We start from the raw sequence: 26,486 nt of genomic DNA, 5'->3' as shown, positions 1-26,486 counted from the left end.
GAACCGGAAGGACACAGTCCAGCAGGACAACCTGTTGAAGACGGCCCGCGGTCAGAACACCGATAGTCCCGTGAGCGTCGTGAAGCGGTCCAGCGCCGCAACTCCCACCACCGAATTGCCCCGCTCGTCCAGGCCGGGCCCCCACACGCAGAGCGTGCAGCAGCCGGGGACGACGGCGATGATGCCGCCGCCGACGCCGCTCTTGCCGGGCAGACCCACGCGGTAGGCGAAGTCGCCCGCGGCGTCGTACGTTCCGCAGGTGAGCATGATGGCATTGACCTGCTTGGCCTGACTCTGGGTCAACAGACGGGTGCCGTCCGCGCGGATGCCGTGCCGAGCGAGGAAGCCGGTGGCCAGGGCGAGGTCGGCGCAGGATGCCTCGATGGAGCACTGGCGGAAGTACTGGTCGAGGAGGACCGCGACCGGGTTTTCGATGTTCCCGTACGACGCCATGAAGTGCCCGAGCGCGGCGTTGCGGTCGCCATGGGCGGACTCAGAGGCGGCAACGCCATCGTTGATGGCGAGCGCCGCGTTGCCGCTCTCCGCACGCAGGAACTCCAGGAGGGTGCCCGCCGCGTAGCCGGTCAGGGTGTGGAGACGATCGGTGACGACGAGTGCGCCGGCGTTGATGAACGGGTTGCGCGGGATGCCGTTCTCGTACTCCAGCTGCACCAGCGAGTTGAAGGGGTTGCCGGAGGGCTCGCGGCTGACGTGCTTCCACAAGGTGTCGCCCTCGCGGGCCAGGTCGAGGGCGAGGGTGAAGACCTTGGAGATGGACTGCGTGGAGAAGGGCTCCCGCCAGTCCCCGACTCCGTACACCGTGCCGTCAAGCTCCGCGACTGCCATACCGAACCGTCGCGGGTCGTATACCGCGAGCGCCGGGATGTAGTCGGCAGGCCGACCACGTTCGGCCATGCTCTCGATCTCGGCGGCGATGCGGCGCAGAATCGGCTCAAAGGTGTGGGACGAAGTCATGATCGCCATTGTGCGTCGGGCCCCCGGGGCACACCCATGGGTCGGAGGGCGTGGCATCGGGCGACGGTGTGCTAACCAAGATCAGCGAATGCTGCTGGCCCAGCGGACGCTGCGCGACGACGAAGCTCCGCGACGACCCGGCCTGGACGTGCCCGCCAGCACCGGCGGGTGGGGCATCAGCGGACCCCACCCGCCCGACCTCACCGCTGGTGGTGCCGCGGCAACGCCGACTGCCCCACCGCACCGCCGACGAACGGCGCCCCCGCCGTCTCCGCCTGGATCCGGTCCATCGTGCGGGCCAACTGCTCGCTGCCATCATCGAGATGCCGCGCCGCCGCCTGCATGTGCGACACCATCATCTCGCCGAAGATCCGCAACGCCTCCCGCGTCGCCACCGTGTCGTCGAAGCTCGACCCGGCCGCGCTGCGGTACTCCGTCACCGCCCGCTCCGCCTCCCGCTTCGCCTCCGCCTCCGCCGCGTGCATGTAACTCTCGTACTGCACCCGGGCGTACTCGGCGACCCGCCGCGCGTAGTCATGCGCCTGCGCGATGATCTGCTCCGCCTCCCGTTGCGCCGCGGACAGCAGATTCACCTCCCGCGCCGCCGGGATCTTCGCCGCCGCCCCGTTGCTCGGGATGACCCCGTGCCGGTGCAACTCCACCCGGTCGTTCAGCCGCTCATTCTCCGCCCGCAACGTCGCGATCTGCGTCGCCAACAGGTCCAACTCGTCAGCGACCTGCACCCGGAAGCGGTCCACGTCGGCGTTGTCGTAACCACGCCGCGCGAACGACGCGGCACCGAACTCCCACCTCCGGACCCGGTCGGCGGTCATCCGCACCTGCACACCGCCGGAGATCTGCATCCCGTCGTACCGGCTGATCGGGGTCGCACTCACCTGTGGCCGCCTCCGTTCGCGACTGCGGGGCTCGCAAGCTCACTCCTCGCGTTCACCTGTGCCCACCTCCCGAAGTGTCACCGACGGGCGCCTGCTGCACCGCCGTACGCCAGGCCGGGCCGTACCACTGATCACCCAGGCCTTCGTGGTGCACCTGACCCGGGTGGAAACCCGCCTGGCCCAACGTCTGCACCGCATACGAAACCATCTGGTCCGACCCGCACACGAACACATGCCGGGAACGCCAGTCACCATCGGCCAACGCCCGGTCCACCGCTTGCACGAACTCCCCCGGCCGGTTCACATCGGCACCCACCACGTAGGTCACCGTCAACCAGGGGTACGACGACGCCATCTTGTCGATCGCGTCGCTGTCGTAGAGCTCACTGCGGGAGCGGGCACCCACGTACAGGTCCACCCGCCGGCGGGCACCCTCCGCCGCGACCTGCTCCACCAACGCCTTCACCGGCGCCCAGCCCGTCCCCGCGACCAGCAACAACAGATCACTGGAACCCGCCGACCACAACGCCAGCCGATCTCCGACCGGCGCCGCCAGGTGGATCCGATCCCCCACCGCCGACCCATACACCAGCCGCGACGACACCGCACCACCCGGCGCGGCCCGCACATGCAACTCCAGGGTGCCGTCCGCGCGCGGCGCGTTCGCCGGCGAGTAGTACCGCCACGAACGCACCGACGGGTGCGACACCCCCACCGACTGACCCGGGGTGAACGGCAACAGGTACTGCGGACGCACCGTCAACACCGCCACGTCGAACGCCCGCCGCTCATGCGCCACGATCTCGGAAACCCACCACGGCGGGTTCACCGCCTCAGCGGCCTGCGCCGCCTCCGTCATCACCTGCGCGATCAACCCGTACGCGGCTGTCCACTCCTGAGCCAACTCGTCGGTCCACTGCTCCCCGAGGAAATGCTGCAACGTCGCCAACAGCGCCTCACCGACCGCCGGGTAGTGCTCCGCGCGTACCGCGAACTTACGGTGGTCCGCGCCGAGATCCTGCAGGAAACCCACCAGCTGATCCAACTGGTCCACATTGGACACGATGTGCCCCAACGCGGTCACGAGGCGATCCCGCTGCCCGGCCATGTTCGTCGGGAACATCTGCCGCGTCTCAGGATGAGCGAGAAACAACGTCGAGTAGAAATAGAGCGGCACCTGGTCGCCGTGCGCGGCGACCAGGGACCAACTCTGCTTGAGTCGGGCCGCGTCCACGCTCAGACGCCCGACCGGTTCCCGGAGGCCACCACCTGGTCCTGCACCTGCCCCAGCACGGTCTGCACGTCGGCGATGATGTCCGCCGGCACACCCAACTCGGTCAGCGTCGTCGTCAGGTGCACACCCACCTTCGCGTAATGCTCCACCGTGATGTTCAACGGCTGGTGCGCCTCGGCCAACCCGCGGCCGGTGTACTCGTTCGGCCCACCCAGCACCACGGTCAACATCAACGCCAGGTGCCGCCGCTGACCAACCATGTCCACACTGGTGAAGTAACCCGCCAACTCCGGGTCGGCGAGGACCTTGTCGTAGAACAGCTCAACAGCCGCCTTGACCGAACTGGCGCCGCCAATGCGCTCGTAGTGCGAAGCGGGAGCCGTCTCTTCCGTAACCGTCACGGTCGTTCCTTCCGGGGATGAAGGGTCCAGAACCGTGAGGGACCATAGCGTGTCAACCGCTTCCGGTCATCGCCCCCGTATCGGATTCCCGACAGGCGGACGACCACGCTACGTCACCACTACCGGCTGGAATTTCCACAACCGGCCACCACAGCGACACCCACCGTATCCACGGTGGAACACACCGACCCAACGGCCCCTGCCACCGTCACCGACGGTCGCGAGAAAACCAACCGGAAAAAAACCGGAAAACGCGCCGCTCAGCCGGCCCGCCGCCGCGCCCGCCGCGCCGCCAACTCGTCGCCCACCGGATCCGACTCCGACGACACCACCGACTCCACCGGGGCGCTCGTCGCCGGCTCCGCCGGCAGATGCGACAACGACCCCTGGATCTCCTTGAAAGCCCCACCGATCGCGATCCCGAAGACACCCTGGCCACCCTGCAACAGGTCGACCACCTCCTCCGGAGAACGACACTCATACACCGTCGTCCCATCAGAGATCAGCGTGATCCCCGCCAGATCCTCCACACCACGCGACCGCAGCGCCTCAATCGCCTTACGGATGTTCTGCAGGGACACCCCCGCGTCCAACAACCGCTTCACGACCTTCAACACCACCAGGTCCCGGAACGAATACAACCGCTGCGTCCCCGACCCAGAGGCGTCACGCACGCTCGGCACCACCAGCGTCGTCCGCGCCCAGTAATCCAACTGCCGGTAACTGATGCCCACCGCATGGCAGGCCGTCACACCCCGGTAGCCAACCGAACCGTCACCCTCAGTCGCCACACCTGGCGACGAGGCACCCGGCTCGTCCAACTCTCCACCCGGATCGGAATCCTGCGGCTCGTGCATCCGGACAACCTCCCCGTCAGTGTGGCGACGCGTCGTTTCCGGGACGCGCACCCCTCGACAAGGAAACCCTATAGCCACCTTCAGGGGTTACCACGGAGGAACCGACGCGACACGCCGCGCAGCCACCGAGAAAGATCACCAACCGCGCCGGAATCACCCACAGTGACAGCCGGGACGAGCAACCTCAGCCCGCGAAATCCTCCGGACGCACCTGGTCGAGGAACTCACGGAACTTCTCCACCTCGTCCTCCTGCTCATCAGGGATGACGATCCCCGCCTCGCTGAGGACCTGCTCCGCACAACGAATCGGCGCACCGACACGCAACGCCAACGCGATCGAATCGCTCGGCCGCGCCGACACCCGCACCCCATCGCCGATCAACAGATCCGCGTAGAACACGTTCTCCTTGAGCTCGGTGATCTCCACCGCCTGCAAGGGCGCCTTCAACGCCGCCAACACGTCCCGCAGAAGATCATGCGTCAACGGCCGAGCCGGCTTGACCCCCTGCTGCTCATAAGCGATAGCCGTGGCCTCGACCGCGCCGATCCAGATCGGCAGATAGCGGTCCCCCTCGACCTCCCTGAGCAGGACGATCGGTTGGTTGCTAGGCAGCTCCACCCGAACTCCGACCACGCTCAGCTCGCGCACCGCTGCCTCCGTGTCGTTGTCACCTACGCCGCACCGCGCCCTTCCCTGCACGGTACACGGACCGCGACACGGCCGTCCCATGCGCTACAGCACCACGTCCGCGCCAGAAAGGGGTTACCCCGGCAAGCCTACGGCACGCTTCCCGGAAGAGATCTTTCCGCTCAGCCACCACCCACCGGGCACCCTCACCGACCCAACGTCGAACGCAAACCCACCCGCACCAACGCCGCGTGCAACTGCTCCGACAACGCCACCAACTCACGCGCCGTCTCCGCCGCCCGCGCCCGCGCCGCCGGATCACTCTGCCGCGCCAACGGCGCCACCAACTGCGCGAACAAACCAACCTCACGGTCCGCCGCAGTCCGATAACCCCGCAGGTGCCGCGGCTCCAACCCGTACGACGCCAACCCCGCCACCGCCGACGCGATGATCAACGCATCCGCGTCATACCACCCCGGCGGATCCGACACCAGCACACCAAGCCGCTCCAACTCCACAAGCGTCGACTCGTCGATCCCACTACGCGCCACCAGATCCGCCCGGCCGAGCCGCACCTGCGACGACTCGGCCGGCTCCACCGACTCACGACCCGGCACCGCACCATCAGGACCAACCGCCACCAACGCCGGCCGCGACCGCCCCGGCTGCTCACCGGACGAGTCCCACTCCGCCAACTGCTCGCGGATCACCCGCAACGGCAGGTACTTGTCCCGCTGCGCGGTCAACACGAACCGCAACCGCGCCACATCGTCCCAGCTGTACTTCCGGTAACCCGCCGCCGTCCGCTGCGGCTCGACCAAACCCTCGGCCTCAAGAAACCGCAGCTTCGAAATCGTGGTGTCCGGAAAATCCACCCGCAACTGCCCAAGCACCTCACCGATGCTCATCAGCGGCTGAGACCGAGCCGCCCCGGGTGACGTGGAGGCCGCAGGCTCGTTCACCCCCGGCCGGCCTCCTCCTCCGGGCGCGGACCGGCGATGAACACCACCCGGAACTTACCGATCTGAACCTCGTCACCATTGCTCAACGTGGCCGCCTCGACCCGCTCACGATTCACGTACGTGCCATTCAGGCTACCCACGTCGCGCACCGTGAACGTCCCACCATCACGGTGGAACTCCGCGTGCCGACGCGACACCGTCACGTCATCGAGGAAGATGTCACTGTCCGGGTGCCGGCCACTGGTCGTCACATCGTGGTCCAACAAGAACCGGGCACCCGCATTCGGACCTCGACGAACCACCAGCAGCGCCATACCCGGCGGCAACGAACCGGACATCCGGCTCGGCACCACATCGGTATCCGGCCCCTCCAGCACTTCGTCGAGCGAACCGAGATTGAGCGTCGAAGTGACGTCGAGCGGGGGGAACTCGTCGTCTGGCCGCGTCATGGGACCACCTCACGGATCTGTTCGGTCGGCGTCGGGTAATGGCGGGTCTGGCCGCCGGGCGCTCGTTCACCCGGCGGCTGGCTCCCCGTGCCCGGGAAGGCAATTCCACAACGCTCAACTATTGGGTTCTCGGTCGACTGGGCGAGCCTAGCCAGCGCCGAAATGCAGGGCAACCGGACGCGCGCAGACAGCCCACGCACCGGAACAAGCACACTCAGCCTTCGGTGATCTTCTGATAAGCGCCCGCCGTCAGCAACCCGTCCGTCGCCGTCGGATCATTCGGCGTGATCTCCACCAACCAACCCGCACCGTACGGATCAGTATTGATCAGCTCAGGCGTATCACCCAACGCCTCGTTGCGCGCCGAAACCGTACCGGCCACCGGCGCGTAGATCTCCGACACACTCTTGGTCGACTCGATCTCACCCAGCGAATCACCGGCCGCGACCACCGCACCCGCCTCGGGCAACTGCACGTACACGATGTCACCCAGCGCGTCCTGCGCGAAGTGCGTGATGCCGACCCGGATCGAACCCGTGCCGTCACCCGCCACCCACTCGTGCTCGGCGGTGTATCGCAGATCCTCAGGAATCACCAGACGCGTCCTTCATCCATCGGTGCCCCGGACCACCCGGGCCCGGCGCGGCCGCGCCGGTCAGGAGACCGGACGGGCGTGTTCCAACTTGATCGGAGCGTGCAGCGCCGAAACCTCGGCAACCTCACGCTCCCCAAACGTCACGTTACCGCCGACGCCCCGGACCGACGCCACCACCCCACCAGGAATGTTCAACGCCGTACGCATCGTCGCCGGATCACCGATCACCGTGATCGTGTACGGCCCCGTCAACCGACGCCCCTCCACCACCAACGACCCGTTGTCCCCATCGAGGAAGTACGTCGACGAGATGATCCGCACCGTCGCCCGGTCACCACCGGAGATCTGCATCGCCTCCGCGCCCGCACCCCGCAGCTCCTGCACCGCGTCCAACACCCGGTTCGCCGCGATCGGCTTGACGCCAGCATCGAACTGCACCGTCAACCCCGGCCCGACCGCCGGCAACGTACCCGCCAGGATGCCCAACTCGTCCGCCCGCCGCGTCGCCTCGTCCAACGCCGCCTGACGGCCCTGCTCACCCGAGCGCAACTGCCGCTGACTGTCCTCCAGGGCACGAATGTCCTGCTGGAGACGGTTTTCCCGCGCATCCAGATCCGACAGGATCCGGACCAGGTCCTCCTGGCGCGTCGCCCCCAACGTCGGATCCGTCGACGTCGTCTTCAGCTGCACCACCAACGTGAAGCCCAACAACACCAGCAACGCCACGATCATCGCCCCGGCGGCACTCCACCGCGACCGACCCGCCGCCACCGGCGCCACAGCCGGCTCCAACTCCTCGGCCGGCTCCGTCAACCCGACGGACCCCGCGACCGGCTCCACCGACCGCGACGCCGCGCTCAGGTCCACCGTCGCACCGTCATCGCCCGGCTCCACACCCGGCGGCCCAACGGGATCCTCGCCCGGCTCCACCGGCTCCTGCGGGGCCAACGGGCTCAACTCGTCCGGATCCGGCGCATCCGGCCGCGGATCCGGCTCACCCGCCGGCCCACCCGGCCGCGCCGGACCCGCCGGCTGCGGCCACCCGGTCCCCGTGTCGGTCTGCTCGTCACTCATCGCTGTCAAACCTACGCCCGGAACAGGTGCCGACGGATCGCCGCCACGTTGCCGAAGATGCGGACGCCCAGCACGACGACCACACCGGTGGACAACTGCCCGCCCACCCCCAACTGGTCACCCAGATACACGATCAGACCCGCGACCAACACGTTCGAGATGAACGACACCACGAACTGCTTGTCGTCGAAGATGCGGTCCAACCTGGCCCGCACACCACCGAATACCGCATCCAACGCGGCCACCACCGCGATCGGCAGGTACGGCTGCAACGCCGCCGGCACCGTGGGATCAAGCCACACACCGAGCACCACACCGGCGAGCAACGCCAGCACCGCGATCATCGGCCACCTCCGGAGGGGCTAGAGGTCGTCTTCGGGCCGGACGACCCGGGACTGCCGGACCGGACACCCGACGCGGAAGGGCTCGGACTGACCGACGGCTGCGCGTAGCGTAGCTGCGGCTCCGGAGCCGCCGGCAGGGTGAGGTCGTCCGACTCCCGCACACCGAACGACAACCCGGTCTTCTGCGCGACCTCCCGCATCAAGGCCGCGTTCCGGCTGTCCTCGAACTTGCGCCGCAGCGAACCCGGACCGATCGCCGACACCTCGTACGGCCCGGTCACCGGCCGGAAATCCACAAGCATCGCCTCACCCGCCGAACGGATCGTCGACGTCGCCGTCAACCGCTGCCCGTTGATGGCGATCGCCTCCGCGCCGGCACTCCACAACGCGTTCGCCACCCCCTGCAGGTCGCTGTAGAGCACCCGCGACGGCCCAGCGCCGGCCCCGGTCACCGCGTCGGCGTTGTCCGGTGCGTCCGCCAACCGCACCACCACACCATCGCCGCGCACCCGACCCAGCCCCGTGCTCGCCTCCAGGTCCCGCAGCCGGGCAGCGGCCGACCCGCTCAACGCCGCGTCCCGCTGCCGACTGACCTCTTCACGCAACTGGTCCGCTCGCGTGGACAACCGGTCGGTCTGGCTCTCCCGCTCCTTGATCTGCGCCACCAGACCGGAACGGGCCTGGCTGCGCCCCGGCTCGTCCGCGATCGTCTGCCGGTACGCGACCGCGAACAGGAAACCGAGCATCACCACCACGACCAGGCTGACCGACCGGCTCGGCCAGGCACGCCAACCCCGGGAAGGCGTGGTGGACGCCGAACGACGGCGGGCAGCCGCCGCGTCCGCGTACCCCGGATCCAGCGGGTTGCGAAACAGCTCGGTGAGGAAATCCGGCGCGTACACCCGGTCCTGGCGGGGTTTCCCAGGCCGCGGCGCGCTCACGCCGCCGCTCCCCGGCCGCGCGCCGCGCGCACCAACCGCACCGCCTGCAGCACGTACATCGCGCCGGCCACCCAGTAGAGCACCAGCCCCCACCAGGCCAACGCCCAACCGATCGCGGCCGTCGCCGTCGCCGCCGCGCCCCACTCGGTGGCCAGCAGCAGCACCGGGAACGCCGCGAGCAGCAGGAACGTGGCGGTCTTACCCACGTAGTGCACCGGCGGCGGCCCGTAGCCGAAGCGGCGCAGCACCGCCAGCGAGCCGAGCAGCAGCAGCTCACGGGCCAGCAGCGCCGCGGTGAACTGCCACGGCACCACCTCCCGCGCGGTGAAGGCGATCAGGGTGGCGAGGATGTAGAGCCGGTCGGCGAACGGGTCGAGCAGCTCCCCGAGGCGACTCACCTGGTGCAGGCGGCGGGCGATCCAACCGTCGACCCAGTCCGTGGTGCCACCGATGGCCAGAATGACGATCGCCGCCACGTCGGCTCGCTCGACCAGGAACAGGTAGAGGAAGAGGGGCACGCCCAGCAGTCGGACGAAGCTGATCAGGTTGGGCAGGGTGAGCACCTGGTTGCCGGGGGCCTCGTCACCGGTGTCCCGCGGTTGCTCTGCCCGAGCCGGCCGACGCGACACCGATCCTCCTCCACGGCACGCGGGCCCCCTGCCGACGTCCGGCGTGGCGGAGGGTCGTGCGTGCTGTCGGGCCGGCCATCGCCGGCTCCCCTGCGGCCCCGGGCGGGGCCTCTTCCCTGACGCGGCCCGTGATCTTCGAGATCACGGGCCGGGTAAGTGCGTTGTCACTATATCGGGCTTCCCGCGGCGCCCCGGGCGCCGCCGACCGCGGTTCGGTGCGGCTTTGCCGCACTGTGGCGTGGATCACCACGCGTAGAGCGTCCTAGGATACTAGAGAACGGCTGACCGGACTCAGGCCGTCTGCGCCGCCGGATCGGGCTGCTGCTCGGGCACCGACTGAGTCGCCGCCCGACCGAACGCGACCAACGCCAGCAACAGATCGTGCTGCGTCCGCGCCGGCATCCGATCCAGCACCGACTGCACCGCCCGCTGCCGCTGCTCGGCCAACTGCCGCAGCAGGGTCAGCGCCGCCGCGGTCGCCACCAACCGCACCTCACGCCGGTCGCGCGGATCGGGCACCCGGCGCAGCAGGCCGGTCGCCTCCAGCCGGTCGCAGAGGCGGCTCGCCGACGAAGGCACCACGTCCAGCAGCTCCGCCAACCCGTTCACATTGGTCTCCGGTCGACTGCTGATCAGAGTCAGCACCCGCAACTGCGTGGGCGGCACCTGGTGCCGCGCCGCGGCCGAGTCGAGCACGGCGATCAGCGTCCCGGCGGCCGCGTCGATCGCCGCGGCGAGATCCGCAGGTCGCTCCACCTGATGTCCCCTGCCATCGTCGCGCTGGTGCCCGCCCGACGCAGCGGCGGCGACCCTCACTCGCTGCCCCGCTCACCTGGACCGTGCCAGTCCAGACAGACCACGACGGCGTCGTCGCGCAGATCCGAGTCCGCGTGGTAGGCGTGCAGTTCGCGCATCACCGTACCAACCGCCTCCGCCGCCGGCTGCAACCGTGTGGCGCGCAGCGAGCGCGCCATCACTCGTTGCCCGTACGGCTCCTGGCCCGGAGGCTCGGCGGCCCACACCCCGTCGCTGACCACGAAGAGACGGTCGCCCGGCATGAGTTGCAGCTCCTGCACCTCGTAGCGGGTCTCCGCGAACATGCCCAACGGCAACTGCTGATCCAGCTTGATCGGCTCCACCACCGCCCCGCGCATCCGCAACAGGTGCGGCGAACCCGCGTCGACCGCTAGCACCCGCCCGGTGCGAGTGTCCACTTCGAGCAGCAGGGTGGCCACGTACCGGTGGCCCCGGTGCTGGTAGAAGACCGTGTCCGAGGCAAGCTCGGCCTGCTCCACCAGGCCGCCGCCGGAGCGACGCGCGTTGCGCATCGCGTTCACCGTGACGGCCGTCAGCATCGACGCGGACAGGCCGCTGCCCTCGCCGTTGAGCACCGTCACGGTGAGCCGGTCGCCGTCCAGCGACCAGTCGAAGTGGTCCCCACCCACGGTGTACGCCGGCTCGAGCTGCCCAGCCAGGTGGAACGTGTGGTGCGCCACGCTGCGCCCGGGCAGCAGATCCCACTGCATCTCGGCGGCCATCGTCAGCCGCTCACGGCGACGGGCCCGCCGGTAACGGTCGGTCTCCCGGTCCGCCGCACGCATCGCCACCGCGAGAGCACCGGCGATGTCGGCCGCGTGACCGGTGACGCTCGGACCCGGGACCGCCGGAAGCTCGATCATCAGCACGCCCAGCCGTTCCCCCCACACCGTCAACGGCAGGTAGAGCCGGCAGGGGCCGTCGCTGGCGGCGTCGCGCACCGGTTGCTGGCTGCTGAAGCAGCGCTGGGCCACGGTGTGGCAGGCCAGGAACCCGGCCGCCGGCAGGTCCGGATCCAGCACCGGCCAGAGCCCGCTGATCCGGTAGTCGGCGACGAACACGTCGGTGCGCAGCGCGCCCAACGTCGACCGGATCGCCCGGTCCGCGGCCTCCGCCAACTGGTCGGGCGGGGCCTCGCGCAGCGCGCGCGACACCACGTCCGGCGGGTCCACCATGGTCGTCCTCTCCAGAAACTTGCTACAGGGCAAGCATCATACGGACGACCCCGGACGGCGAATCCGCGCGGTCAGTCGCCACCACGGGTCGCCAGCACACCGTGGAACGCGTCCGGCACCTGCGCCGGCGGGCCCTCCGGCCGCCACTGGGCGACCGGGACGATGCCGTCCGCCGTCGGCGCCCACCGACCCAGCAGCGGCGCGAACGCCGCCGGTGGGCGCATCCGGAACTGCGGCCCCATCATCGCCAGCGCCTGCGGATGACCCGCCAACTCCTCGGTGTCGAAGTCCACGGCGAGCAGGCTGCCCGGCGCCGCGCCGGCGTACAACTCGTCGAGGGTGCGGGTCAGCGTAGCGTCGTCGAGGAACGCGGCGAGCCCGAGAAAGACCACCCCGACCGGCCGGCGGCCCCAGCCCGGAACGAACCGGTGCAGCTGCGCCGGGTCGATCGTGCCGATGTCGGTCGCGTCACCGAAGCCGTAGCCGGCCCGGTCGCTGCCGGCGAGGATGCTCTGCCCCAGCCGGATGGTCACCGGGTCGACGTCGGTGTAGAGCACTGTCGCGTCGGTGGCGACCTCGTGCACGTTGCCCATGGTGGGCACCCCCGCGCCGAACACCAGGAAACCGTCCACGCCGTGGGCGGCCATGGCCCGCACCGTACGGCCCAAAAACTCCCGCAACTCCCGGAACACCGGCGCACACGGCCCGTACGCCTGCTCGAACGCGCCCGCAGCGGCCACGTCGACCGGGAAGTGGTGTGCCCCGCCGAGCCAAAAGTCGATCATGCGTGCGGTGCTCGGCTGGTCCGGTTCACCCATCGACAATGCTCCCTCCCCGACCGGTCGTCGTCAGCGTACCGACCCCGACGCACTCGGCGGTATCGCGGCGCGGAGCCGATCGGTCCCGCGATACTGGCCCGGGCGGGAGGTGGGCGGTGAACTCGGCGAACAGCGCGGCGGTCGTGGTGGGCGTGGACGGCTCCGAGCCGGCGCTGCGCGCCGTACGCCTCGCCGCCACGGAGGCGGCGCGCCGGCATCGGCCACTACGGGTCGTGCACGGGTTCGTCTGGCCGCTGCTGCACGTGCCGGTCTCCCCCGCCCCGGACGCGCCGCCCGGCGGTGGGCTGCGCCACCGGGCCGAGGAGCTGGTCCAGGCCGCGGTGGCCGAGGCCGCGGCGACCGTACCGGGGCTGTCCATCTCCGGAGAGATCATCGACGGTGAGGCCGCCGCGGTGCTGGTGGGCGAGTCGCCCACCGCCGCGCTCATCGTGCTCGGCGACCGCGGGTTGGGTGGCTTCTCCGCACTCGTCGTCGGCTCGGTCGCGGTGCAGGTCGCCGCGTACGCCGACTGCCCGGTGCTGGTGGCCCGCGGCGCGCAACGGCCCGACGAGCCGGTGCTGGTCGCGGTGGACGGCTCGCCGGCCTCCCTGCTGGCGGCCGACTTCGCCGCCGAGACCGCCGTGTCACGCGGCGTGCCGCTGGTCGCGGTGCACGCCTACCGGCACCCGGGCAGCAGCGGCCCCGGCGACATGCAACCCCTGGTGTACGACGAGGCGAAACTGCACGGTGAGCAGGAGCGGATGCTCGCCGAGTGGATGACCGGGCTGACCGAGCACCACCGGGAGCTGCGGCTGACCTGCCGGGCGGTGCACGGCCGCCCCGGCGCCGTGCTCGCCGAGGCGTCCCGCTCCGCCCAACTGGCGGTGGTGGGTGGGCAGGGGCGCGGCGAGGTGACCGGGTTGCTGCTGGGGTCGGTGAGTCAGTCGATGCTGCACCACGCGCAGTGCCCCGTCGCGGTCGTGCGCGCGCCCCGGTAGGACCCGAGGTTGGCACGCCACCAGACGGGTAGACGGCCGCGGTACGCCCATGGCGACGAAGGAGGCTCCAGATGCCAGGACCACGGCCGGGCAGTAACGCCTACGACAAGCAGCGGGCGCGGTTGCGCAACGCGATCGACGACTCCGGACGCCGGGTGCCCGACGGCAAGGCCAACCAGGTCGCCAACAAGATCCTCCAGGAGGACCGCGGCCAGCGGGGCGTGGTGCGCGGCGACCGCACGTACGGCCCGAAGAGCGAGCGCGAACCGGGCGACCCGAAGTGAGGAGAGTCGACGTGGCCGACGGCGCCATCGCGGGCGCCGTCGGCAGCACCGCGCTGAACGTGGTCAGCTACCTCGACATGGCGCTACGGGGACGGCCGGAGAGCAACGTCCCGCAGGAGACCGTCGACCGGTTGGCCGGGATCGCGCACGTGGGCCTGGGGTCCGGGGACCAGGCGGCGAATCGCCGCTCGGGCCTCGGGCCCCTGATCGGCTACGGGCTGGGCATCGCCGCGGGCGTCGGGTTCGCGCTCTACGCGGGCGGTCGGCGCCAGCCGTTGCCGATGGCCACCGGCCTGCTCGGCGCCGGCGTCATGACCATGACCGACGGGTCGATCACCGTGCTCGGGATCAGCGACCCCCGCACGTGGCGGCGCTCCGACTGGATCTCCGACATCATTCCGCACCTGGCGTACGGGCTGACGGCCGCCGCAACCTGGAACAGGTTGCGGCGGCCGTCAGGTCGCGGTCGCTAGTTACCGGGTGTCGCTGTCGTCGTCGGCCACCGGCTCACCGGCCGGCCCGTACGGCGACACCTGACCCTTGGGCACCGGTCGACCGGCGTCGCCGCGCGACGTGCCACGGTTGGCCGGGTGCCCGCCCGGCGCGGGGCCCTTGTTGTCCTGGCTGGTCGCGCCCAGTGCGTTGCGGCGAAGTTCCTGCTGCTGCGGGTTCGTCACGGGGTGTCTCCCTCCGGTACGACAGGCGGCGTCGACCGCCTGCACACCCCGGCATACCCGTCCGCTCCGACGGCATTCCGACCCCGCGCCCCGGCGCAACGGCTAGCGGGGCGCGGATCGGGTACACCGTCGGGGTGGGCAACGATCGAACGGTGGTGCGAGTCCTGCTGGACCGGCGTGGCCGCACGTACGCGGAGGAGGCCGGCATCCGACTCTCCGACCGCCCCGGGCCGCTCTACCAGTTGTTGGTGCTGGCCACCCTGTTGAGCACCCGGATCCGGGCGTGCCTGGCGGTGGACGCCGCACGGGAGTTGTTCGCCGCGGGCTACCGCACGCCACAGGCGATGGAGGCGGCAAGCTGGCAGGAACGCGTCGACGCGTTGGGCCGGGCCCACTACCGCCGCTACGACGAGCGGACCGCCACCATGCTCGGCACCGGCGCCCGACTGTGCCTGGACCGCTGGCACGGTGACCTGCGCCGGCTGCACCGGGAGGCGCAAGGCGACCCGGCTGGGCTGCGCCGACGGCTCACCGAGTTCCCCGGCATCGGCCCCACCGGTGCGGACATCTACCTGCGGGAGGCTCAGGCGGTCTGGTCGGACCTGCGCCCGTACGCCGACCGTCGCGCCCTCGCTGGGGCGAAACGGCTGGGTCTGCCGGGCTCCCCGGACCGGTTGGCCGGCCTCGTCGAGGAACCGGACTTCGGCCGGCTCGCCTCGGCGCTGGTGCGAGTGGCGCTCGGCGAGGAGTCCGCCGGTGAGGTCACCCGCGTCGCCGCCCGCTGAGGGGCGGCCTACTTCACCGTCTTGTCCCCCGGTCGGGTCAGGTGCCACACCAGTAACGCGGCGAGCAACGCCAGGACCACCACCCCGCCGGAGATGCCACGGCCCTCCTCGGGGCTGCGGCCGACGCTGCCGAAGTAGATCACCGCGAGGCCGGCCAGCACCGTGACGAACGTACGCAACCCTCGGTCCTTCACGTATCGCACCGTAAACGGGCCGCGTCCACCGCAGAGGGCATTTGAGCTGGTTGTCCCTCTTGCGGGGGAGGTCAGCGGTCGGCGGTGAACCCGCGCAGCCGCACCCGACGCACCGCCCGGTCGCCGACCTCCACCACCTCCAGGGTCAACCCGGGCAGCCGCACCGTCTCCCCCGGCTCATCCGGCAGGTGCCGCAGCCGCGCCAGCACCAGCCCCGCCACCGTGGTGTAGTCCCGTGACAACGGGAAGCTCAGCCGTACCCCCAGGTCGGGCAGGTCGTGCAACGGGAAGTCACCCGGCACCAGCAGGGACCCGTCCGACTCCCGGATCACCCCGCGCACGTCGCGGTCGGTCTCGTCGTACAACTCGCCGACCACCTCGGCCAGCAGGTCCTCCATGGTGACCATGCCGTCGATGCCGCCGTGCTCGTCGACCACCAGGGCCAGTTGCTGATGCTCCTGACGGAGCTGGCGCAGCGCGTCGGCGACCGGCAGGGTGACCGGCAGCAGCAACGGCGACCGGACCCGCTCACCCACCGAGGCGGTGCCGGCCTGCACGAGGTCGCGGATGTGCACCACCCCGAGCACCTCGTCGAGGCCACCGGAACCGGTGACGGGAGCGCGGGACCGCCCGGCGGCCGCGAGCTGCCGCACCCCCTCGTCCGCGGTCAGGCCGGCCGGCAGCGTCGTCACGTCCCGCCGGGCCACCAGGATCTCCCGCAACGTCCGACCGGCGATGTCGAACGCGCCGGTCAGGATTTCCCGCTGCTGGGCCGACAGACCACGCTGGCTGGCCAGCATCTCCCGCAGCTCCTCCTCGGTCATCTCCGTACGGTTGGCCCGCGGGTCACCGCCGGCCAACCGGACCACCGCGTCGGTGGCCCGGCTGAGCAGCCACACCGCCGGTCGGGACACTCGGGCGAGCAGGTCCAGTGGGCCGGCGCTCAGCAGCGCCCAGCGCTCCGCCCGCTGCATGGCCAGCCGTTTCGGGGCCAACTCCCCGAGTACCAGGGTGACGAACGTCAGCAGGATGGTCACCACCAGCACCGCGGCTGGACGGGCCGCACCGCCGAGGAAGCCCAGCGGCCCGACCAGTGGACCGGCCAGTGACACCGCGGCTGCGGCCGAGGCGAGGAACCCGGCCAGGGTGATGCCGAGCTGAATCGTGGCCAGGTACCGGTTCGGATCGCGGGACAGCCGCACCAACCGGTCACCGGCCCGGCTCCGTCGGCCCAGCTGCCGCAACTGCCCCTCGCGCAACGTCACCAGTGCCATCTCACTGCCGGAGAGCGCGGCGTTGACCAGCACCAGCACGGCCACCAGCGCCAACTGCCCGAGCTGACCACCCATCGCGCACCCCCGTCCGCCGCCTCTGGTCACTCAACCGCAGCGCGGCCGGCTCCGGGTCCGTTTCCGGCCCCGCTCAGTCGACCTCCAGGTCGTCCAGCGAGATGGCGTGGGTCATCAACCAGCGGGCCAGCGCCGACATACCGAACAGCCAGAGCGGCACGGATTCGGTGGGGCCGCTGGTGGCGTAGATGGCGAAGCGCAGGTCCGGGGCGCGGTACGCCTCGATCCGCCATCGGTGCTGCCGGTCCCGCCAGACCGCCGAAGGGTCCATGGCGTCACGGTAGGTGACCGCCGCCGGCCCCGGGGGCGGGTTAGCCCGGCACCACCGTCGTCCCGAACACGATGCGGGCAACGGACACCACCAGGCTGATCCCGACTGCGGCGAGGATCAGCCAGCCGACCCCACGCCACCCCGAACCACGGTCGGGCACCGGCACCGGCGGTGGTCTCCACAGCTCCCGGTACGTCCAGGCCAGCACACCCACCCCGAACGGCAGGAGACCGACCCAGAACCAGAACCACCGGGTGCCGGCCAGCGGCGGCGCACCGCCGATCAACCGGCCCAGCCAGAGCACGGTCAGCGCACCAGCGAGCAGCGCCGCGGCGTTCCCGATCCGGTGCGCGCGGCCGCTGTCCGCGGGCCCGGTGTTCGAAATGGCGGCGAGCTGGGTGTCCCGCCAGCTCGGCCCGGCGCCCGCCGACGCGTCTGGCTCGGCGAGGTACGGGTCCGAGGCGGGTGGTGCACCGAAGGTGTACCGCCTCTGGCCGTTCGGTACGGTCCAGACAACCATCCCGCCGTTCGTCGCATACTGCGGCCGAGGCCGGCCACCCCAGTACGCGCCGTTGTCGGCCCAGCCGGACGCCCGCTGGAAGGCCACCACCTGGCCGGTCGCGAGATCCCGGTCGAGCTGGGCCTCGGTCGACTCGCGGGGCTCCACCCACCAGGCCAGCGGCACCCACAGCACCCAGAGCAGCGGCAGCCCCCAGCGCAGCGCCACCGGGACGACCTCCCGCCACCGGCCGCCGAACGGCCGCGACCGGGACGCCGTCACCTCCACCATCAGCCCACCGTCGCATCCCGACGCCACCCTGTCAGCCCCGGAGTGCGTGCGCGCTCAGGTGACGACGATCCGGGCGTCGTCGGGCAGTCGCCGGGTCGCGCCCCGCCGGTCCAGTAACTCCAGCAGGGGCACCGCCACCCGCCGGGTGGTGTCCAACGCCTGCCGGGCCGCGGAGAGGGTGAACGGCTGCGGCAGCCCGGCCAACACCCGGACCGCGTCGTCGAGCGCGTCGGGCAGCAGCACCACGTTGTCGGCCAGCCGCAACAGGGCGCCGGCCCGCACGGCCGCTCCGATCTCCCGGGGCCCCAGACCGAGGTCGACGAGGTGGTCCGCCTCGGGGGCCCGAAACGGGCGGTCACCGTACTCGGCGCGGACCCGCCGCACGGCCCGGGCGACCGGCTCGGGCAGCGCGTCGGCGCCCGCCGCACCGACCCGCCCGGCGTGCATCCGCAGCGGCGGCCGGACCAGCGCCTCGACCAGCACCCGGTCGGGCAGGGCCAGGCGCTGGCGCAGCGCGTCCACCGGCATGCCGGGCTCCAACGGGTGGTCCCGGGTGTAACGGGCGACCTCCTCGGTCAACTGGTCGCCGAGTCGCCGCCAGTGCGCGGGGTCGGCCAGCCAGTCGCCGGCCACCACCACGCCGGTCTCTGCCCCGCCCGCCGTCGGTGCGGCGGGCACCGGCACGCCCATCCGGATCAACGCGCCGGCCTGGATCAGCCGGCGACGGCGCAGCTCACCGGCCAGGTCCGGTCGACCGTCCAACTCGGCGAGGACCTGCGCGCGGGCGACGGCGGCGCCTCGGCGGGCCAGCGGCGGCGGCGCCACGTCCAGCACGCGCACCCCACCGGCCACGTGGTGGCGGCCCGGGTCGCGCAGCAGCGCCCGGTCGCCCACCAGCAACGGCAACGGGCGAGCCAACCGCAGGCGTACGGTGTCCGGGCCGAGCGGGCGGACCCGTACCGGCACCGCCGCCGATCCGACGTGCAGGGTGAGCGTCGCCGGCAGGTCGGCGGCCGGATCGCCGGTGAGCCGGACGTCGACGAGGTCGGTGTGGTGGAACCGGCCCGGGGTGAGCAGCGCGTCGCCACGACCGAGTCGGTCACGGGGCGTACCGCGCAGGTTGACCGCCACCCGGGCCACCGCCGTGGCCTCCGGTTGGGCCTCGCCGAGGGCGTGCAGGCCACGGACCCGGACCGGTTCGTCGGCGCCGGCCAACTCCAGCTCGTCCCCCACCCGGAGACGACCGGCGCCGAGGGTGCCGGTGACGACGGTGCCACTGCCGCGCACGGTGAAACTACGGTCGACCCAGAGCCGGACCGGGTCGTGCGCCGCGGGGGCCGGCAGTCGGGCGGCGAGCCGGTCCAGGGCGGTACGCAGCTCCGGCAGGCCCGCGCCGGTGAGGCCGCTGACCGCCACCGCCTGCACCGCGCCGAGGCTGGTCGCGGCGATCTCGGCGCGGGCGTGGGCCGTCGCCGGTCCCGGGTCGGCCAGGTCCGCGCGGGTCACCACCAGCAGCCCGTACGCGACACCGAGCGCGTCGAGCGCGGCCAGGTGCTCGGCGGACTGCGGCATCCACCCCTCGTCGGCGGCCACCACGATCAGCGCCGCCGGCACCGGGCCGACCCCGGCGAGCATGTTCGGCACGAACCGCTCGTGCCCGGGCACGTCGACGAACGCGACGGTGCCGCCGGACGGCAGCGTCGTCCAGGCGAAACCCAGGTCGATGGTCATCCCCCGGCGGCGTTCCTCGGCCCACCGGTCGGGTTCCATCCCGGTCAACGCCCGGACCAGCGTCGACTTGCCGTGGTCGACGTGCCCGGCGGTGGCGACGACGAACACGCTCAGTCGTCCCCGGGCACGCGCAGCACCGCCAGTCGGACGGCCTCGTCGGCGTCGGCGGGCACACAGCGCAGGTCGAGTAGGAGTCGGCCCCGCACCACCCGGCCGAGGACCGGTTGGTCGCCGGTGCGCAGCGGCTCCGCGTACCGCTCGGGCAGGCTCAGCGCCCACGAGTCCAGTTCGACCCCCGGGGCGCCGCCGCCGCCGACCACCGCGACGGCCGGCACCACCTCCGCCTTGCGGCCGTCCGCGCCGAGCCGGTCGCGCAGCCGCTCCACCCGCCGACGCAGGGCACCCGGGTCGGCGTGCAGGGCCGTCCGGGTGGGTGTGTCCGGTTGGTGCAGGGTGGCGGCCAGCGCGGCCAGGGTGAGCTTGTCCACGCGCAGCGCCCGGGCCAGCGGGTGTCGGCGCAACCGGTCGACCAGGTCCGCGGCGCCGAGCAGCAGCCCCGCCTGCGGGCCACCGAGCAGCTTGTCGCCGCTGGCGGTCACCAGTGCGGCACCGGCGCGAAGGGTACTGGCGGCGTCCGGCTCGTCGGGCAGCAGCGGATCCGCGACGAGCAGACCGGAGCCGATGTCGGCGACCACCGGCACGCCGAGGGTGGCCAGTTGGCGTACCGGGGTGGCGGAGGTGAAGCCGGTGACCTGGAAGTTCGACGGGTGCACCTTGAGCACGAAGCCGGTCTGCGGGCCGAGGGCGGCGGCGTAGTCCGCGAGCGTGGTGCGGTTGGTGGTGCCCACCTCCCGCAGTCGGGCACCGGTGCTCTCCAGCAGGTCGGGCAGGCGGAAACCGTCGCCGATCTCGACGAGTTCGCCGCGGCTGACCACGATCTCCCGGCCGGAGGCCAACGCGGTCGCGGCCAGCACCAGCGCGGCGGCGCCGTTGTTGACCACGTGCACGGCGTCCGCGTCGGGTACGGCGGCGGCCAACGCGTCGAGTGCGTCGCGGCCTCGCCGGGCCCGCCGGCCGGTGCGCAGGTCCAGTTCGACGTCGGTGTGCCCGGCGGCGGCCAGCACCGCGGCGACCGCGGTGGGCGACAGGGGCGCCCGGCCCAGGTTGGTGTGCAGCACCACGCCGGTGGCGTTGAGCACCGCGCGAGGACCGGGCGCGGGCAACGCCGCGACCGCGACGTCGCGTACCTCGTCGGGGTTGATCTCGCCGCGCCGGGCCCGGTCCTGCGCCCGGGCGACGACCGCCTTGACCTGGTCTCGGCCCAGCGTCGCGGTGGCCGCGGCCAGCAGCGGGTCGGCGAGCAGCGTGTCGGTGCGGGGCACCCGGCGTCGCGGGTCCACCGGGCCGTCGCCCATCGCGTCATCTCCTGCAAACGTTTGGCGGAGACGGACGGGAATCGAACCCGCCTGGCCCGGGTCCCGGACCACTCCGGTTTTGAAGACCGGGAGGGGCACCAGCCTCCTGAACGCCTCCGTCGGACATTCGATCACAACACCGGTGTGGCCGCTCAGTCAGCCGCCAGATCCGCCCCCGGTCCGCCGAGCGTTCACCCGCTCGCGTTGCGGCACCACCGTGTAGCGCGGGTCGCGGGCGGAGGCGACGCCGCCGTAGAAGATGCCGAACCGGGTCACCGCCGACGCGGCCAGCAGCGCGGTGCCGGAGAGCGCGCCGACCAGCCGGCTGCGCCGGCCGAGCAGAGCGCCGGCGACCCCGCTGACGGTGAGCAGCCGGCCGGCGCGCAGCAGCCGACCGGGCCGGCCCACCCGGTAGGGCTCGCTGAGCAGGCCGAGGCGGGTCTCCACCCGGTGCGTGCCGTACAGCTCCAGGGCCGCGCCGGCCACCGCCATCCGCCGGGCCGGCCCGGCCTGAGCCGGCGGCGCGGCGAGCAGACCGACGCCGGCGCCGCTGGCCAGCGCGCTGCCCGCGAAGATGACCGGCAACTCGGGGTACGCCTCATGCCAGGACGGCACCGCCGTGTCGGCGAGCAACACCCCGGTGTACGTGGCCAGCGCGGGCGCGGCACCGGCGGCGAGCAGCCCAGCGGCGTGCCCGACCGACGGCAACGCCCGACCGACCAGCCCGAACCGGCCGTGGCGGGGCAGCCGACCGGCGGCCTCGGCGATCGCGGCGACACCGGCCGCCGGCCCGTACGCGGTGAGGATCCAGGTGCCCATCGACATCGGCGACGTCGGCTTGGCCACCCGCAGCATGTGGTGGAACCGCGCCGGTCGACCCAGGTCCTTGACCAGGAACACGGCGCTGGCGCTGACGGCGGCCAACGCCGTGACCCGACCGGCCCGGCGCAGCGCCGGACGCCCGGTGAGCTGCCCACCCGCCGCGAGCAACGACGAACCGGCGGCCAGCCCGCCGGTGAACAGGTACGCGGCGATGTCCCATTTCCAGACCGGCGCCTTCAGGATGGGCCGACCGTAGTACGACGTGAACGTCGCCTCCGGCACCCGCAGTTCCTCGCCGCCGCCGCGACGTCCGCCCCGGCGTCCGGTCCGCCGGCCGGGGAGTTCGGCGGTCCGCTGCGGCGGTGGGGTCAGGTCTGCCTGATCGTCGGTGCCCGCCGGTCCACCCTGGCGGGGGGCCTCCGGCCGGTCGGATCCCTCGGCGGCCAACCGGTCGCGGAAGCGGCGGAAGCGGTCACCGACCGGGGGTCGAGCTGGACTCACGAGGAACCTCCGACGAACGCGGCGACGGTCGCCGCCGCCATGGCCAGGGCGGCGAGGCCGGCGCGTTTCCACATCTTCGGCAGGTCGCGGGTGGTCACGACCGGGTCGGGTGGCAGCCCGTACACCTCGGGCTCGTCCAACAGCAGGAAGAACGCGCCGTCGCCGCCGACCCCGTCGTTCGGGTCGTGACCGTACAGGCGTGCCTCGGGAACACCCCGCTCGTGCAACGTCGCCACCCGCGCCGCCGCCCGCTCCCGCAACTCCTCTAGGGGCCCGTACTGGATCGACTCGGTGGGGCACGCCTGCGCACACGCCGGCGTCTGCCCCGCACCCAACCGGTCGTAGCAGAGGGTGCACTTCCACGCCCGGCCATCGTCCTTGCGTTGGTCGATCACCCCGTACGGGCAGGCGGAAATGCAGTAACCGCACCCGTTGCAGATGTCCTCCTGCACCACCACCGTCCCGAACTCGGTGCGGAACAGCGAACCCGTCGGGCACACGTCCAGGCAGGCCGCATGCGTGCAGTGCTTGCACACGTCCGACATCATCAACCAGCGGAAGTCCGTGCGATCCTCCGCACCCGACCCCCGACCCGGCGGCTGCGACCCCGGCATACCGAGGAACTGCGGGCCCGCGCCGTCGGCGACCGGCGCACCGAGCACGTCCGCCGGGCGGGGTTGCTCCACGAACGCGACGTGCCGCCACGAGTTCGCGGTCAACGCCCCGGTGTTGTCGTACGACATCCCGAGCAGGTCGAGCCCGCTCTGCGGGACGCCGTTCCACTCCTTGCAGGCGACCTCGCAGGCTTTGCAGCCGATGCAGACGCTGGTGTCGGTGAAGAACCCCATCCGCGGCGGGGCGTCCTCGTAACCGGCGTCGGGCGCCGGATCGAGCGGCCCGTACAGGCTGTTCGGGTCAGGAAGCACCGTGCTCCTCCCCCACGCTGTCGGTGGTGACCGCCGGGGCGTGCTGGCCCGGGACGATCCCCGCACGCCGCTGATAGTCGGCGACCAGATCGAGCAGGTCACGTCCCCTCGGGCGTCGGCCCGGCCGGACGTCGCAGGTGCCGACCTTGCTCTCCTGGATCAGCACGTTCGGGTCGAGGCTGATCCCGAACAGGTCGTTCGCCGAATCACCGGTCACCAGACCCTCGAAACCAAAGTGGTACGGCAACCACACCTGATGGATGACCCGGTCGTCGACCCGCAACGGAGTGAGTCGATCCGTGACCAACACCCTCGCCTCGATCGCCGCCCGGGCGGTGACCAGATGAGCCCAGCCCAGGTGGTCGAGACCGCGTTCGACCGCCAACTCCGGCGACACCTCGACGAACATCTCCGGTTGCAGCTCCGCCAGGGGGCTCACCGTCCGGCTCATCCCACCGGCCGTGTGATGCTCGGTGAGCCGGCTGACCGTGAACACATACGGAAACACCTGGCTGTGCTCCTCCGGCGGGCTCGGGTTCACCGAGTTCACCGGATGCGCGTACATCTTGCGGGTCGGGTTGGCCTGCTGCCCGTAGAACGGGTTACGCACCGGCGACTCCACCGGCTCGTAGTGGGTGGGCAGCGGGCCGTCCAGGACACCACTGGGCGCGTACAGCCAGCCCTTGCCGTCGCCCTGCATCACGAACGGGTCGTCACCGGCGATGCCCTCCGTCCCGGACGCGCCGGGAGGCGGCCGGTACGACGGCGGCTTGGTCTTCTCGAAGTCCGGCACGTCGTAGCCGGTCCACTCGGCCTTCTCCGCATCCCACCAGACGTAGCGCTTGCGTTCACTCCACGGGTTGCCGTCCGGGTCGGCGGAGGCACGGTTGTAGAGGATGCGCCGGTTCGCCGGCCAGGCCCAGCCCCACTCGGCGGCCACCCAGTCCTGCTCGTGTCGGGACCTGCGCCGAGCGGCCTGGTTCACACCGTCCGCGTACACCCCGGTGTAGATCCAGCAGCCGATCGCGGTGGAGCCGTCGGCGCGGGCCTCGGCGAAACTGGACAGCGGGCGGCCGGTCGCCACGTCGTACCCGTTGATCTCACGCAGGACCGACTCGGCGCTCGGCTCCGCGTGCGGACCGTGCGTGGGGTAGTCCCAGGTCAGGTCGAGCAGCGCCCGGTCGCGCGGCAGCGTCGAGCCGGCCAGCTTCTCCCGCAGTTTGCGCCCCAGGTGATAGAAGAACCACAACTCGGAGCGGGCGTCGCCCGGCGGCTCGACGGCCTTCTCCCGCCACTGCAACAGACGCTGCGTCTGGGTGAACGTGCCCTCCTTCTCCACATGGGAGGCAGCGGGCAGGAAGAACACCTCGGTACGACACTCCTCCGGCACGATCTCACCGGTGGCCACCTCGGGGCCGTTCTTCCAGAACGTGGCGCTCTCGATCTCGAACAGGTCCCGGACGACCAGCCAGTCGAGGTTGGCCATGCCGAGCCGCTGCGCCCGACCGTGCGCCGACCCGACCGCCGGGTTCTGGCCCAACAGGAAGTACCCCTTGATCTTCCCGTCGATCATGTTGAGCACCTGCTGGTACGTGCCGTGATCACCGGTCAGTCGGGGCAGGTAGCCGTAGCAGTAGTCGTTCTCCGGTGTCGCCGCAGCACCCCAGTACGCCTTGAGCAGGCTGGCAGCGAACGACCGCGCGTTGCCCCAGAAGCCCTTCTGCCCCGGGTGCCGGATGCTGTCCACCCACTCGTCGAAGCTCGGGTGGTCGGCGTGGTGCGGCATCGGCAGATAGCCGGGCAGCAGGTTGAACAGCGTCGGAATGTCGGTCGAGCCCTGGATGCTGGCGTGCCCACGCAACGCCATGATGCCGCCACCCGGGCGGCCCATGTTGCCCAGCAACAACTGGATGATCGCCCCGGTACGGATGTACTGCACACCCACACTGTGCTGCGTCCAACCCACCGAGTAGATCAGCATGCCGGTGCGTTCCCGGCCGGAGTTCTCCGTCCAGGCCTGCGCCAACTCCAGGAACTTCTCCTGCGGGATCCCGCAGACCCGTTCCACCATCTCGGGCGTGTAGCGGGAGAAGTGCCGCTTGAGGATCTGGTAGACGCACCGCGGATGCTGCAACGTCTCGTCACGCCGGGTCTGCCCGGCCACCTGCGCGCCGTGCGACTCGTGCGTCAACCCCGCGGCGCTGTCCCGCTCCTGGGCGGTGTGCCCACTGCCCGACGAGCCCTCGTGCCCCTCGTACTGCCAGCTGTCCTGCACGTAGGTGCCGGTCTCCGGGTCGAACCCGGAGAAGAAGCCATCGCCGTCCTCGGTGTCGCTGAACTCCGCACTGACGATCGTCGCCGCGTTGGTGTACGACAACACGTACTCCCGGAAATCCAACTCGTTGTCGAGGATGTAGCGCACCACCCCACCGAGCAGCGCGATGTCCGTGCCCGCCCGAATCGGCAGGAACGAGTCCGCCAAGGCGCTGGTCCGCGTGAACCGTGGGTCGACGTGGAAGACCTTCGCCCCACGACGCTTGGCCTCCACGACCCACTGGAAGCCCACCGGATGGGCCTCAGCCATGTTCGAACCCTGGATGACGATGACGTCAGCGTTGGCGATGTCCTGCTGGAAATCCGTCGCACCGCCACGACCGAAGCTGGCCCCCAGACCGGGGACGGTGGCGGAGTGTCAAATACGGGCCTGGTTCTCGATCTGGAGCGCCCCCATCGCGGTGAACAACTTCTTGATGAGGTAGTTCTCCTCGTTGTCCAGCGTCGCCCCGCCCAGGCTGGAGAAACCCAGCGTCCGGTTGAGCGGCCGACCCTGCGTGTCGACGTCCTCCCAGGTCTGCTCGCGCGCCGCGAGCATCCGGTCAGCAATCATGTCGAGCGCGGTGTCGAGCTCCAGATCCTCCCACTGCGTCGAGTACGGCCGGCGGTAGCGGA

General features: G+C 71.3%; 30 protein-coding genes and 1 tRNA gene. 4 read left to right on the top strand and 27 right to left on the bottom strand.

Annotation, left to right across the window (positions count from 1 at the left end; genetic code table 11):
* Positions 1-51: 51 nt before the first annotated feature.
* From C7C45_RS27675 to C7C45_RS27600, 16 genes are all read right to left on the bottom strand, one after another.
* Positions 52-975 (bottom strand): glutaminase, encoded by a 924-nt coding sequence (locus C7C45_RS27675; protein WP_110567004.1) that lies wholly within the window; start codon positions 973-975, stop codon positions 52-54.
* A gap of 200 nt (positions 976-1,175) precedes the next feature.
* On the bottom strand, positions 1,176-1,871 hold the full coding sequence (locus C7C45_RS27670) for a DivIVA domain-containing protein (RefSeq protein WP_110566886.1): 696 nt from the start codon (positions 1,869-1,871) through the stop codon (positions 1,176-1,178).
* A 52-nt stretch (positions 1,872-1,923) separates the two neighbouring features.
* Complete coding sequence (locus C7C45_RS27665; RefSeq protein WP_110566884.1) at positions 1,924-3,105, bottom strand: globin domain-containing protein; 1,182 nt, start codon at positions 3,103-3,105, stop codon at positions 1,924-1,926.
* 2 nt (positions 3,106-3,107) lie between these two features.
* A complete protein-coding gene (locus tag C7C45_RS27660; RefSeq protein ID WP_110566882.1) occupies positions 3,108-3,506 on the bottom strand; it encodes a group I truncated hemoglobin in 399 nt (132 codons plus the stop codon).
* A 260-nt stretch (positions 3,507-3,766) separates the two neighbouring features.
* The gene (locus C7C45_RS27655; RefSeq protein ID WP_110566880.1) at positions 3,767-4,363 is read right to left on the bottom strand and encodes a MerR family transcriptional regulator; all 597 of its coding nucleotides are present in this window, start codon (positions 4,361-4,363) and stop codon (positions 3,767-3,769) included.
* A 184-nt stretch (positions 4,364-4,547) separates the two neighbouring features.
* Positions 4,548-5,012 carry a bifunctional nuclease family protein gene (locus C7C45_RS27650; protein ID WP_030492026.1) on the bottom strand — a complete coding sequence of 155 codons (465 nt, stop codon included), beginning with the start codon at positions 5,010-5,012 and terminating at the stop codon, positions 4,548-4,550.
* Between the two features lie 185 nt (positions 5,013-5,197).
* Positions 5,198-5,899, bottom strand: a complete 702-nt coding sequence (ftsR, locus tag C7C45_RS27645; RefSeq protein WP_204946359.1) for a transcriptional regulator FtsR — start codon at positions 5,897-5,899, stop codon at positions 5,198-5,200.
* Positions 5,900-5,949: 50 nt separating this feature from the next.
* Positions 5,950-6,402, bottom strand: a complete 453-nt coding sequence (gene odhI, locus C7C45_RS27640) for an oxoglutarate dehydrogenase inhibitor Odhl (protein ID WP_007071101.1) — start codon at positions 6,400-6,402, stop codon at positions 5,950-5,952.
* 214 nt (positions 6,403-6,616) lie between these two features.
* The gene (gcvH, locus tag C7C45_RS27635) at positions 6,617-6,997 is read right to left on the bottom strand and encodes a glycine cleavage system protein GcvH (RefSeq protein ID WP_110566876.1); all 381 of its coding nucleotides are present in this window, start codon (positions 6,995-6,997) and stop codon (positions 6,617-6,619) included.
* Positions 6,998-7,057: 60 nt separating this feature from the next.
* Complete coding sequence (locus C7C45_RS27630; RefSeq protein WP_110566874.1) at positions 7,058-8,071, bottom strand: DUF881 domain-containing protein; 1,014 nt, start codon at positions 8,069-8,071, stop codon at positions 7,058-7,060.
* An 11-nt stretch (positions 8,072-8,082) separates the two neighbouring features.
* Positions 8,083-8,415 (bottom strand): small basic family protein, encoded by a 333-nt coding sequence (locus tag C7C45_RS27625; RefSeq protein ID WP_030327710.1) that lies wholly within the window; start codon positions 8,413-8,415, stop codon positions 8,083-8,085.
* On the bottom strand, positions 8,412-9,356 hold the full coding sequence (locus C7C45_RS27620) for a DUF881 domain-containing protein (protein WP_110566872.1): 945 nt from the start codon (positions 9,354-9,356) through the stop codon (positions 8,412-8,414). Before C7C45_RS27620 ends, C7C45_RS27625 begins: the two co-directional genes overlap by 4 nt.
* The gene (gene clsA / locus C7C45_RS27615) at positions 9,353-9,985 is read right to left on the bottom strand and encodes a cardiolipin synthase ClsA (protein WP_110566870.1); all 633 of its coding nucleotides are present in this window, start codon (positions 9,983-9,985) and stop codon (positions 9,353-9,355) included. The genes C7C45_RS27620 and clsA overlap by 4 nt, the downstream gene beginning before the upstream one ends.
* Positions 9,986-10,276: 291 nt before the next feature.
* Positions 10,277-10,741, bottom strand: coding sequence for a MarR family winged helix-turn-helix transcriptional regulator (locus C7C45_RS27610; RefSeq protein ID WP_110566868.1), 465 nt, complete (start codon positions 10,739-10,741; stop codon positions 10,277-10,279).
* 56 nt (positions 10,742-10,797) lie between these two features.
* A complete protein-coding gene (locus C7C45_RS27605) occupies positions 10,798-11,976 on the bottom strand; it encodes a PP2C family protein-serine/threonine phosphatase (RefSeq protein WP_110566866.1) in 1,179 nt (392 codons plus the stop codon).
* Positions 11,977-12,047: 71 nt separating this feature from the next.
* Positions 12,048-12,794: an SAM-dependent methyltransferase gene (locus C7C45_RS27600; RefSeq protein WP_110566864.1), complete on the bottom strand. Its 747-nt coding sequence runs from the start codon at positions 12,792-12,794 to the stop codon at positions 12,048-12,050.
* 116 nt (positions 12,795-12,910) lie between these two features.
* Between C7C45_RS27600 and C7C45_RS27595 the strand changes: the two genes are divergently transcribed.
* The 3 genes from C7C45_RS27595 (at position 12,911) to C7C45_RS27585 (ending at position 14,549) form a co-directional block, all read left to right on the top strand.
* Positions 12,911-13,792, top strand: a complete 882-nt coding sequence (locus C7C45_RS27595; RefSeq protein ID WP_110566862.1) for a universal stress protein — start codon at positions 12,911-12,913, stop codon at positions 13,790-13,792.
* 71 nt (positions 13,793-13,863) lie between these two features.
* On the top strand, positions 13,864-14,076 hold the full coding sequence (locus C7C45_RS27590) for a phosphatidylethanolamine-binding protein (protein WP_110566860.1): 213 nt from the start codon (positions 13,864-13,866) through the stop codon (positions 14,074-14,076).
* The gene (locus C7C45_RS27585; RefSeq protein ID WP_110566858.1) at positions 14,073-14,549 is read left to right on the top strand and encodes a hypothetical protein; all 477 of its coding nucleotides are present in this window, start codon (positions 14,073-14,075) and stop codon (positions 14,547-14,549) included. Before C7C45_RS27590 ends, C7C45_RS27585 begins: the two co-directional genes overlap by 4 nt.
* Here C7C45_RS27585 and C7C45_RS27580 read toward each other — a convergent pair whose 3' ends face one another.
* Positions 14,550-14,753, bottom strand: coding sequence for a hypothetical protein (locus C7C45_RS27580; protein WP_110566856.1), 204 nt, complete (start codon positions 14,751-14,753; stop codon positions 14,550-14,552).
* A gap of 134 nt (positions 14,754-14,887) precedes the next feature.
* On the opposite strand from C7C45_RS27580, the gene C7C45_RS27575 reads away from it, so the two are divergent.
* Positions 14,888-15,538, top strand: a complete 651-nt coding sequence (locus C7C45_RS27575; RefSeq protein ID WP_110566854.1) for a hypothetical protein — start codon at positions 14,888-14,890, stop codon at positions 15,536-15,538.
* 8 nt (positions 15,539-15,546) lie between these two features.
* Here the strand turns inward: C7C45_RS27575 and C7C45_RS27570 are convergent, their stop codons facing one another.
* The 10 genes from C7C45_RS27570 to fdh form a co-directional block, all read right to left on the bottom strand.
* Positions 15,547-15,732, bottom strand: a complete 186-nt coding sequence (locus C7C45_RS27570; protein ID WP_110567002.1) for a hypothetical protein — start codon at positions 15,730-15,732, stop codon at positions 15,547-15,549.
* A 71-nt stretch (positions 15,733-15,803) separates the two neighbouring features.
* Positions 15,804-17,081: a hemolysin family protein gene (locus C7C45_RS27565; RefSeq protein ID WP_110566852.1), complete on the bottom strand. Its 1,278-nt coding sequence runs from the start codon at positions 17,079-17,081 to the stop codon at positions 15,804-15,806.
* A gap of 73 nt (positions 17,082-17,154) precedes the next feature.
* On the bottom strand, positions 17,155-17,352 hold the full coding sequence (locus C7C45_RS27560) for a hypothetical protein (protein WP_110566850.1): 198 nt from the start codon (positions 17,350-17,352) through the stop codon (positions 17,155-17,157).
* Between the two features lie 40 nt (positions 17,353-17,392).
* Entirely contained in the window at positions 17,393-18,142 is a 750-nt protein-coding gene (locus C7C45_RS27555) for a hypothetical protein (protein WP_110566848.1), read from the bottom strand.
* A gap of 54 nt (positions 18,143-18,196) precedes the next feature.
* Entirely contained in the window at positions 18,197-19,981 is a 1,785-nt protein-coding gene (gene selB, locus C7C45_RS27550; RefSeq protein ID WP_110566846.1) for a selenocysteine-specific translation elongation factor, read from the bottom strand.
* 2 nt (positions 19,982-19,983) lie between these two features.
* Entirely contained in the window at positions 19,984-21,288 is a 1,305-nt protein-coding gene (gene selA / locus C7C45_RS27545) for an L-seryl-tRNA(Sec) selenium transferase (RefSeq protein ID WP_110566843.1), read from the bottom strand.
* A 22-nt stretch (positions 21,289-21,310) separates the two neighbouring features.
* Positions 21,311-21,406, bottom strand: a tRNA-Sec gene (locus tag C7C45_RS34235).
* 38 nt (positions 21,407-21,444) lie between these two features.
* The gene (gene nrfD, locus C7C45_RS27540) at positions 21,445-22,611 is read right to left on the bottom strand and encodes an NrfD/PsrC family molybdoenzyme membrane anchor subunit (RefSeq protein ID WP_110566841.1); all 1,167 of its coding nucleotides are present in this window, start codon (positions 22,609-22,611) and stop codon (positions 21,445-21,447) included.
* Positions 22,608-23,537 (bottom strand): 4Fe-4S dicluster domain-containing protein, encoded by a 930-nt coding sequence (locus C7C45_RS27535; RefSeq protein WP_110566839.1) that lies wholly within the window; start codon positions 23,535-23,537, stop codon positions 22,608-22,610. Before C7C45_RS27535 ends, nrfD begins: the two co-directional genes overlap by 4 nt.
* The coding region (gene fdh, locus C7C45_RS27530) for a formate dehydrogenase (RefSeq protein ID WP_280101401.1) at positions 23,527-26,486 on the bottom strand (2,960 nt) is incomplete at its 5' end. The genes fdh and C7C45_RS27535, both read right to left, overlap by 11 nt.

It is taken from the genome of Micromonospora arborensis (assembly GCF_003205615.1).
GTDB lineage: Bacteria > Actinomycetota > Actinomycetes > Mycobacteriales > Micromonosporaceae > Micromonospora > Micromonospora arborensis.
The sequence above is the reverse complement of the archived record's forward strand: the minus strand, read 5'-3'. Positions and strand labels throughout refer to the sequence as shown.

Excerpts from the sequence above, each read along its gene's own strand:
- C7C45_RS27655 (WP_110566880.1), bottom strand. The coding sequence starts at position 4,363 with ATGCACGAGCCGCAGGATTCCGATCCGGGTGGAGAGTTGGACGAGCCG.
- selA (WP_110566843.1), bottom strand. The coding sequence starts at position 21,288 with ATGGGCGACGGCCCGGTGGACCCGCGACGCCGGGTGCCCCGCACCGAC.
- C7C45_RS27600 (WP_110566864.1), bottom strand. The coding sequence starts at position 12,794 with ATGGGTGAACCGGACCAGCCGAGCACCGCACGCATGATCGACTTTTGG.
- C7C45_RS27555 (WP_110566848.1), bottom strand. The coding sequence starts at position 18,142 with ATGGTGGAGGTGACGGCGTCCCGGTCGCGGCCGTTCGGCGGCCGGTGG.
- C7C45_RS27605 (WP_110566866.1), bottom strand. The coding sequence starts at position 11,976 with ATGGTGGACCCGCCGGACGTGGTGTCGCGCGCGCTGCGCGAGGCCCCG.
- odhI (WP_007071101.1), bottom strand. The coding sequence starts at position 6,402 with ATGACGCGGCCAGACGACGAGTTCCCCCCGCTCGACGTCACTTCGACG.
- C7C45_RS27560 (WP_110566850.1), bottom strand. The coding sequence starts at position 17,352 with ATGGACCCTTCGGCGGTCTGGCGGGACCGGCAGCACCGATGGCGGATC.
- C7C45_RS27630 (WP_110566874.1), bottom strand. The coding sequence starts at position 8,071 with ATGAGTGACGAGCAGACCGACACGGGGACCGGGTGGCCGCAGCCGGCG.
- C7C45_RS27675 (WP_110567004.1), bottom strand. The coding sequence starts at position 975 with ATGACTTCGTCCCACACCTTTGAGCCGATTCTGCGCCGCATCGCCGCC.
- ftsR (WP_204946359.1), bottom strand. The coding sequence starts at position 5,899 with ATGAGCATCGGTGAGGTGCTTGGGCAGTTGCGGGTGGATTTTCCGGAC.
- C7C45_RS27565 (WP_110566852.1), bottom strand. The coding sequence starts at position 17,081 with ATGGGTGGTCAGCTCGGGCAGTTGGCGCTGGTGGCCGTGCTGGTGCTG.
- C7C45_RS27590 (WP_110566860.1), top strand. The coding sequence starts at position 13,864 with ATGCCAGGACCACGGCCGGGCAGTAACGCCTACGACAAGCAGCGGGCG.
- C7C45_RS27625 (WP_030327710.1), bottom strand. The coding sequence starts at position 8,415 with ATGATCGCGGTGCTGGCGTTGCTCGCCGGTGTGGTGCTCGGTGTGTGG.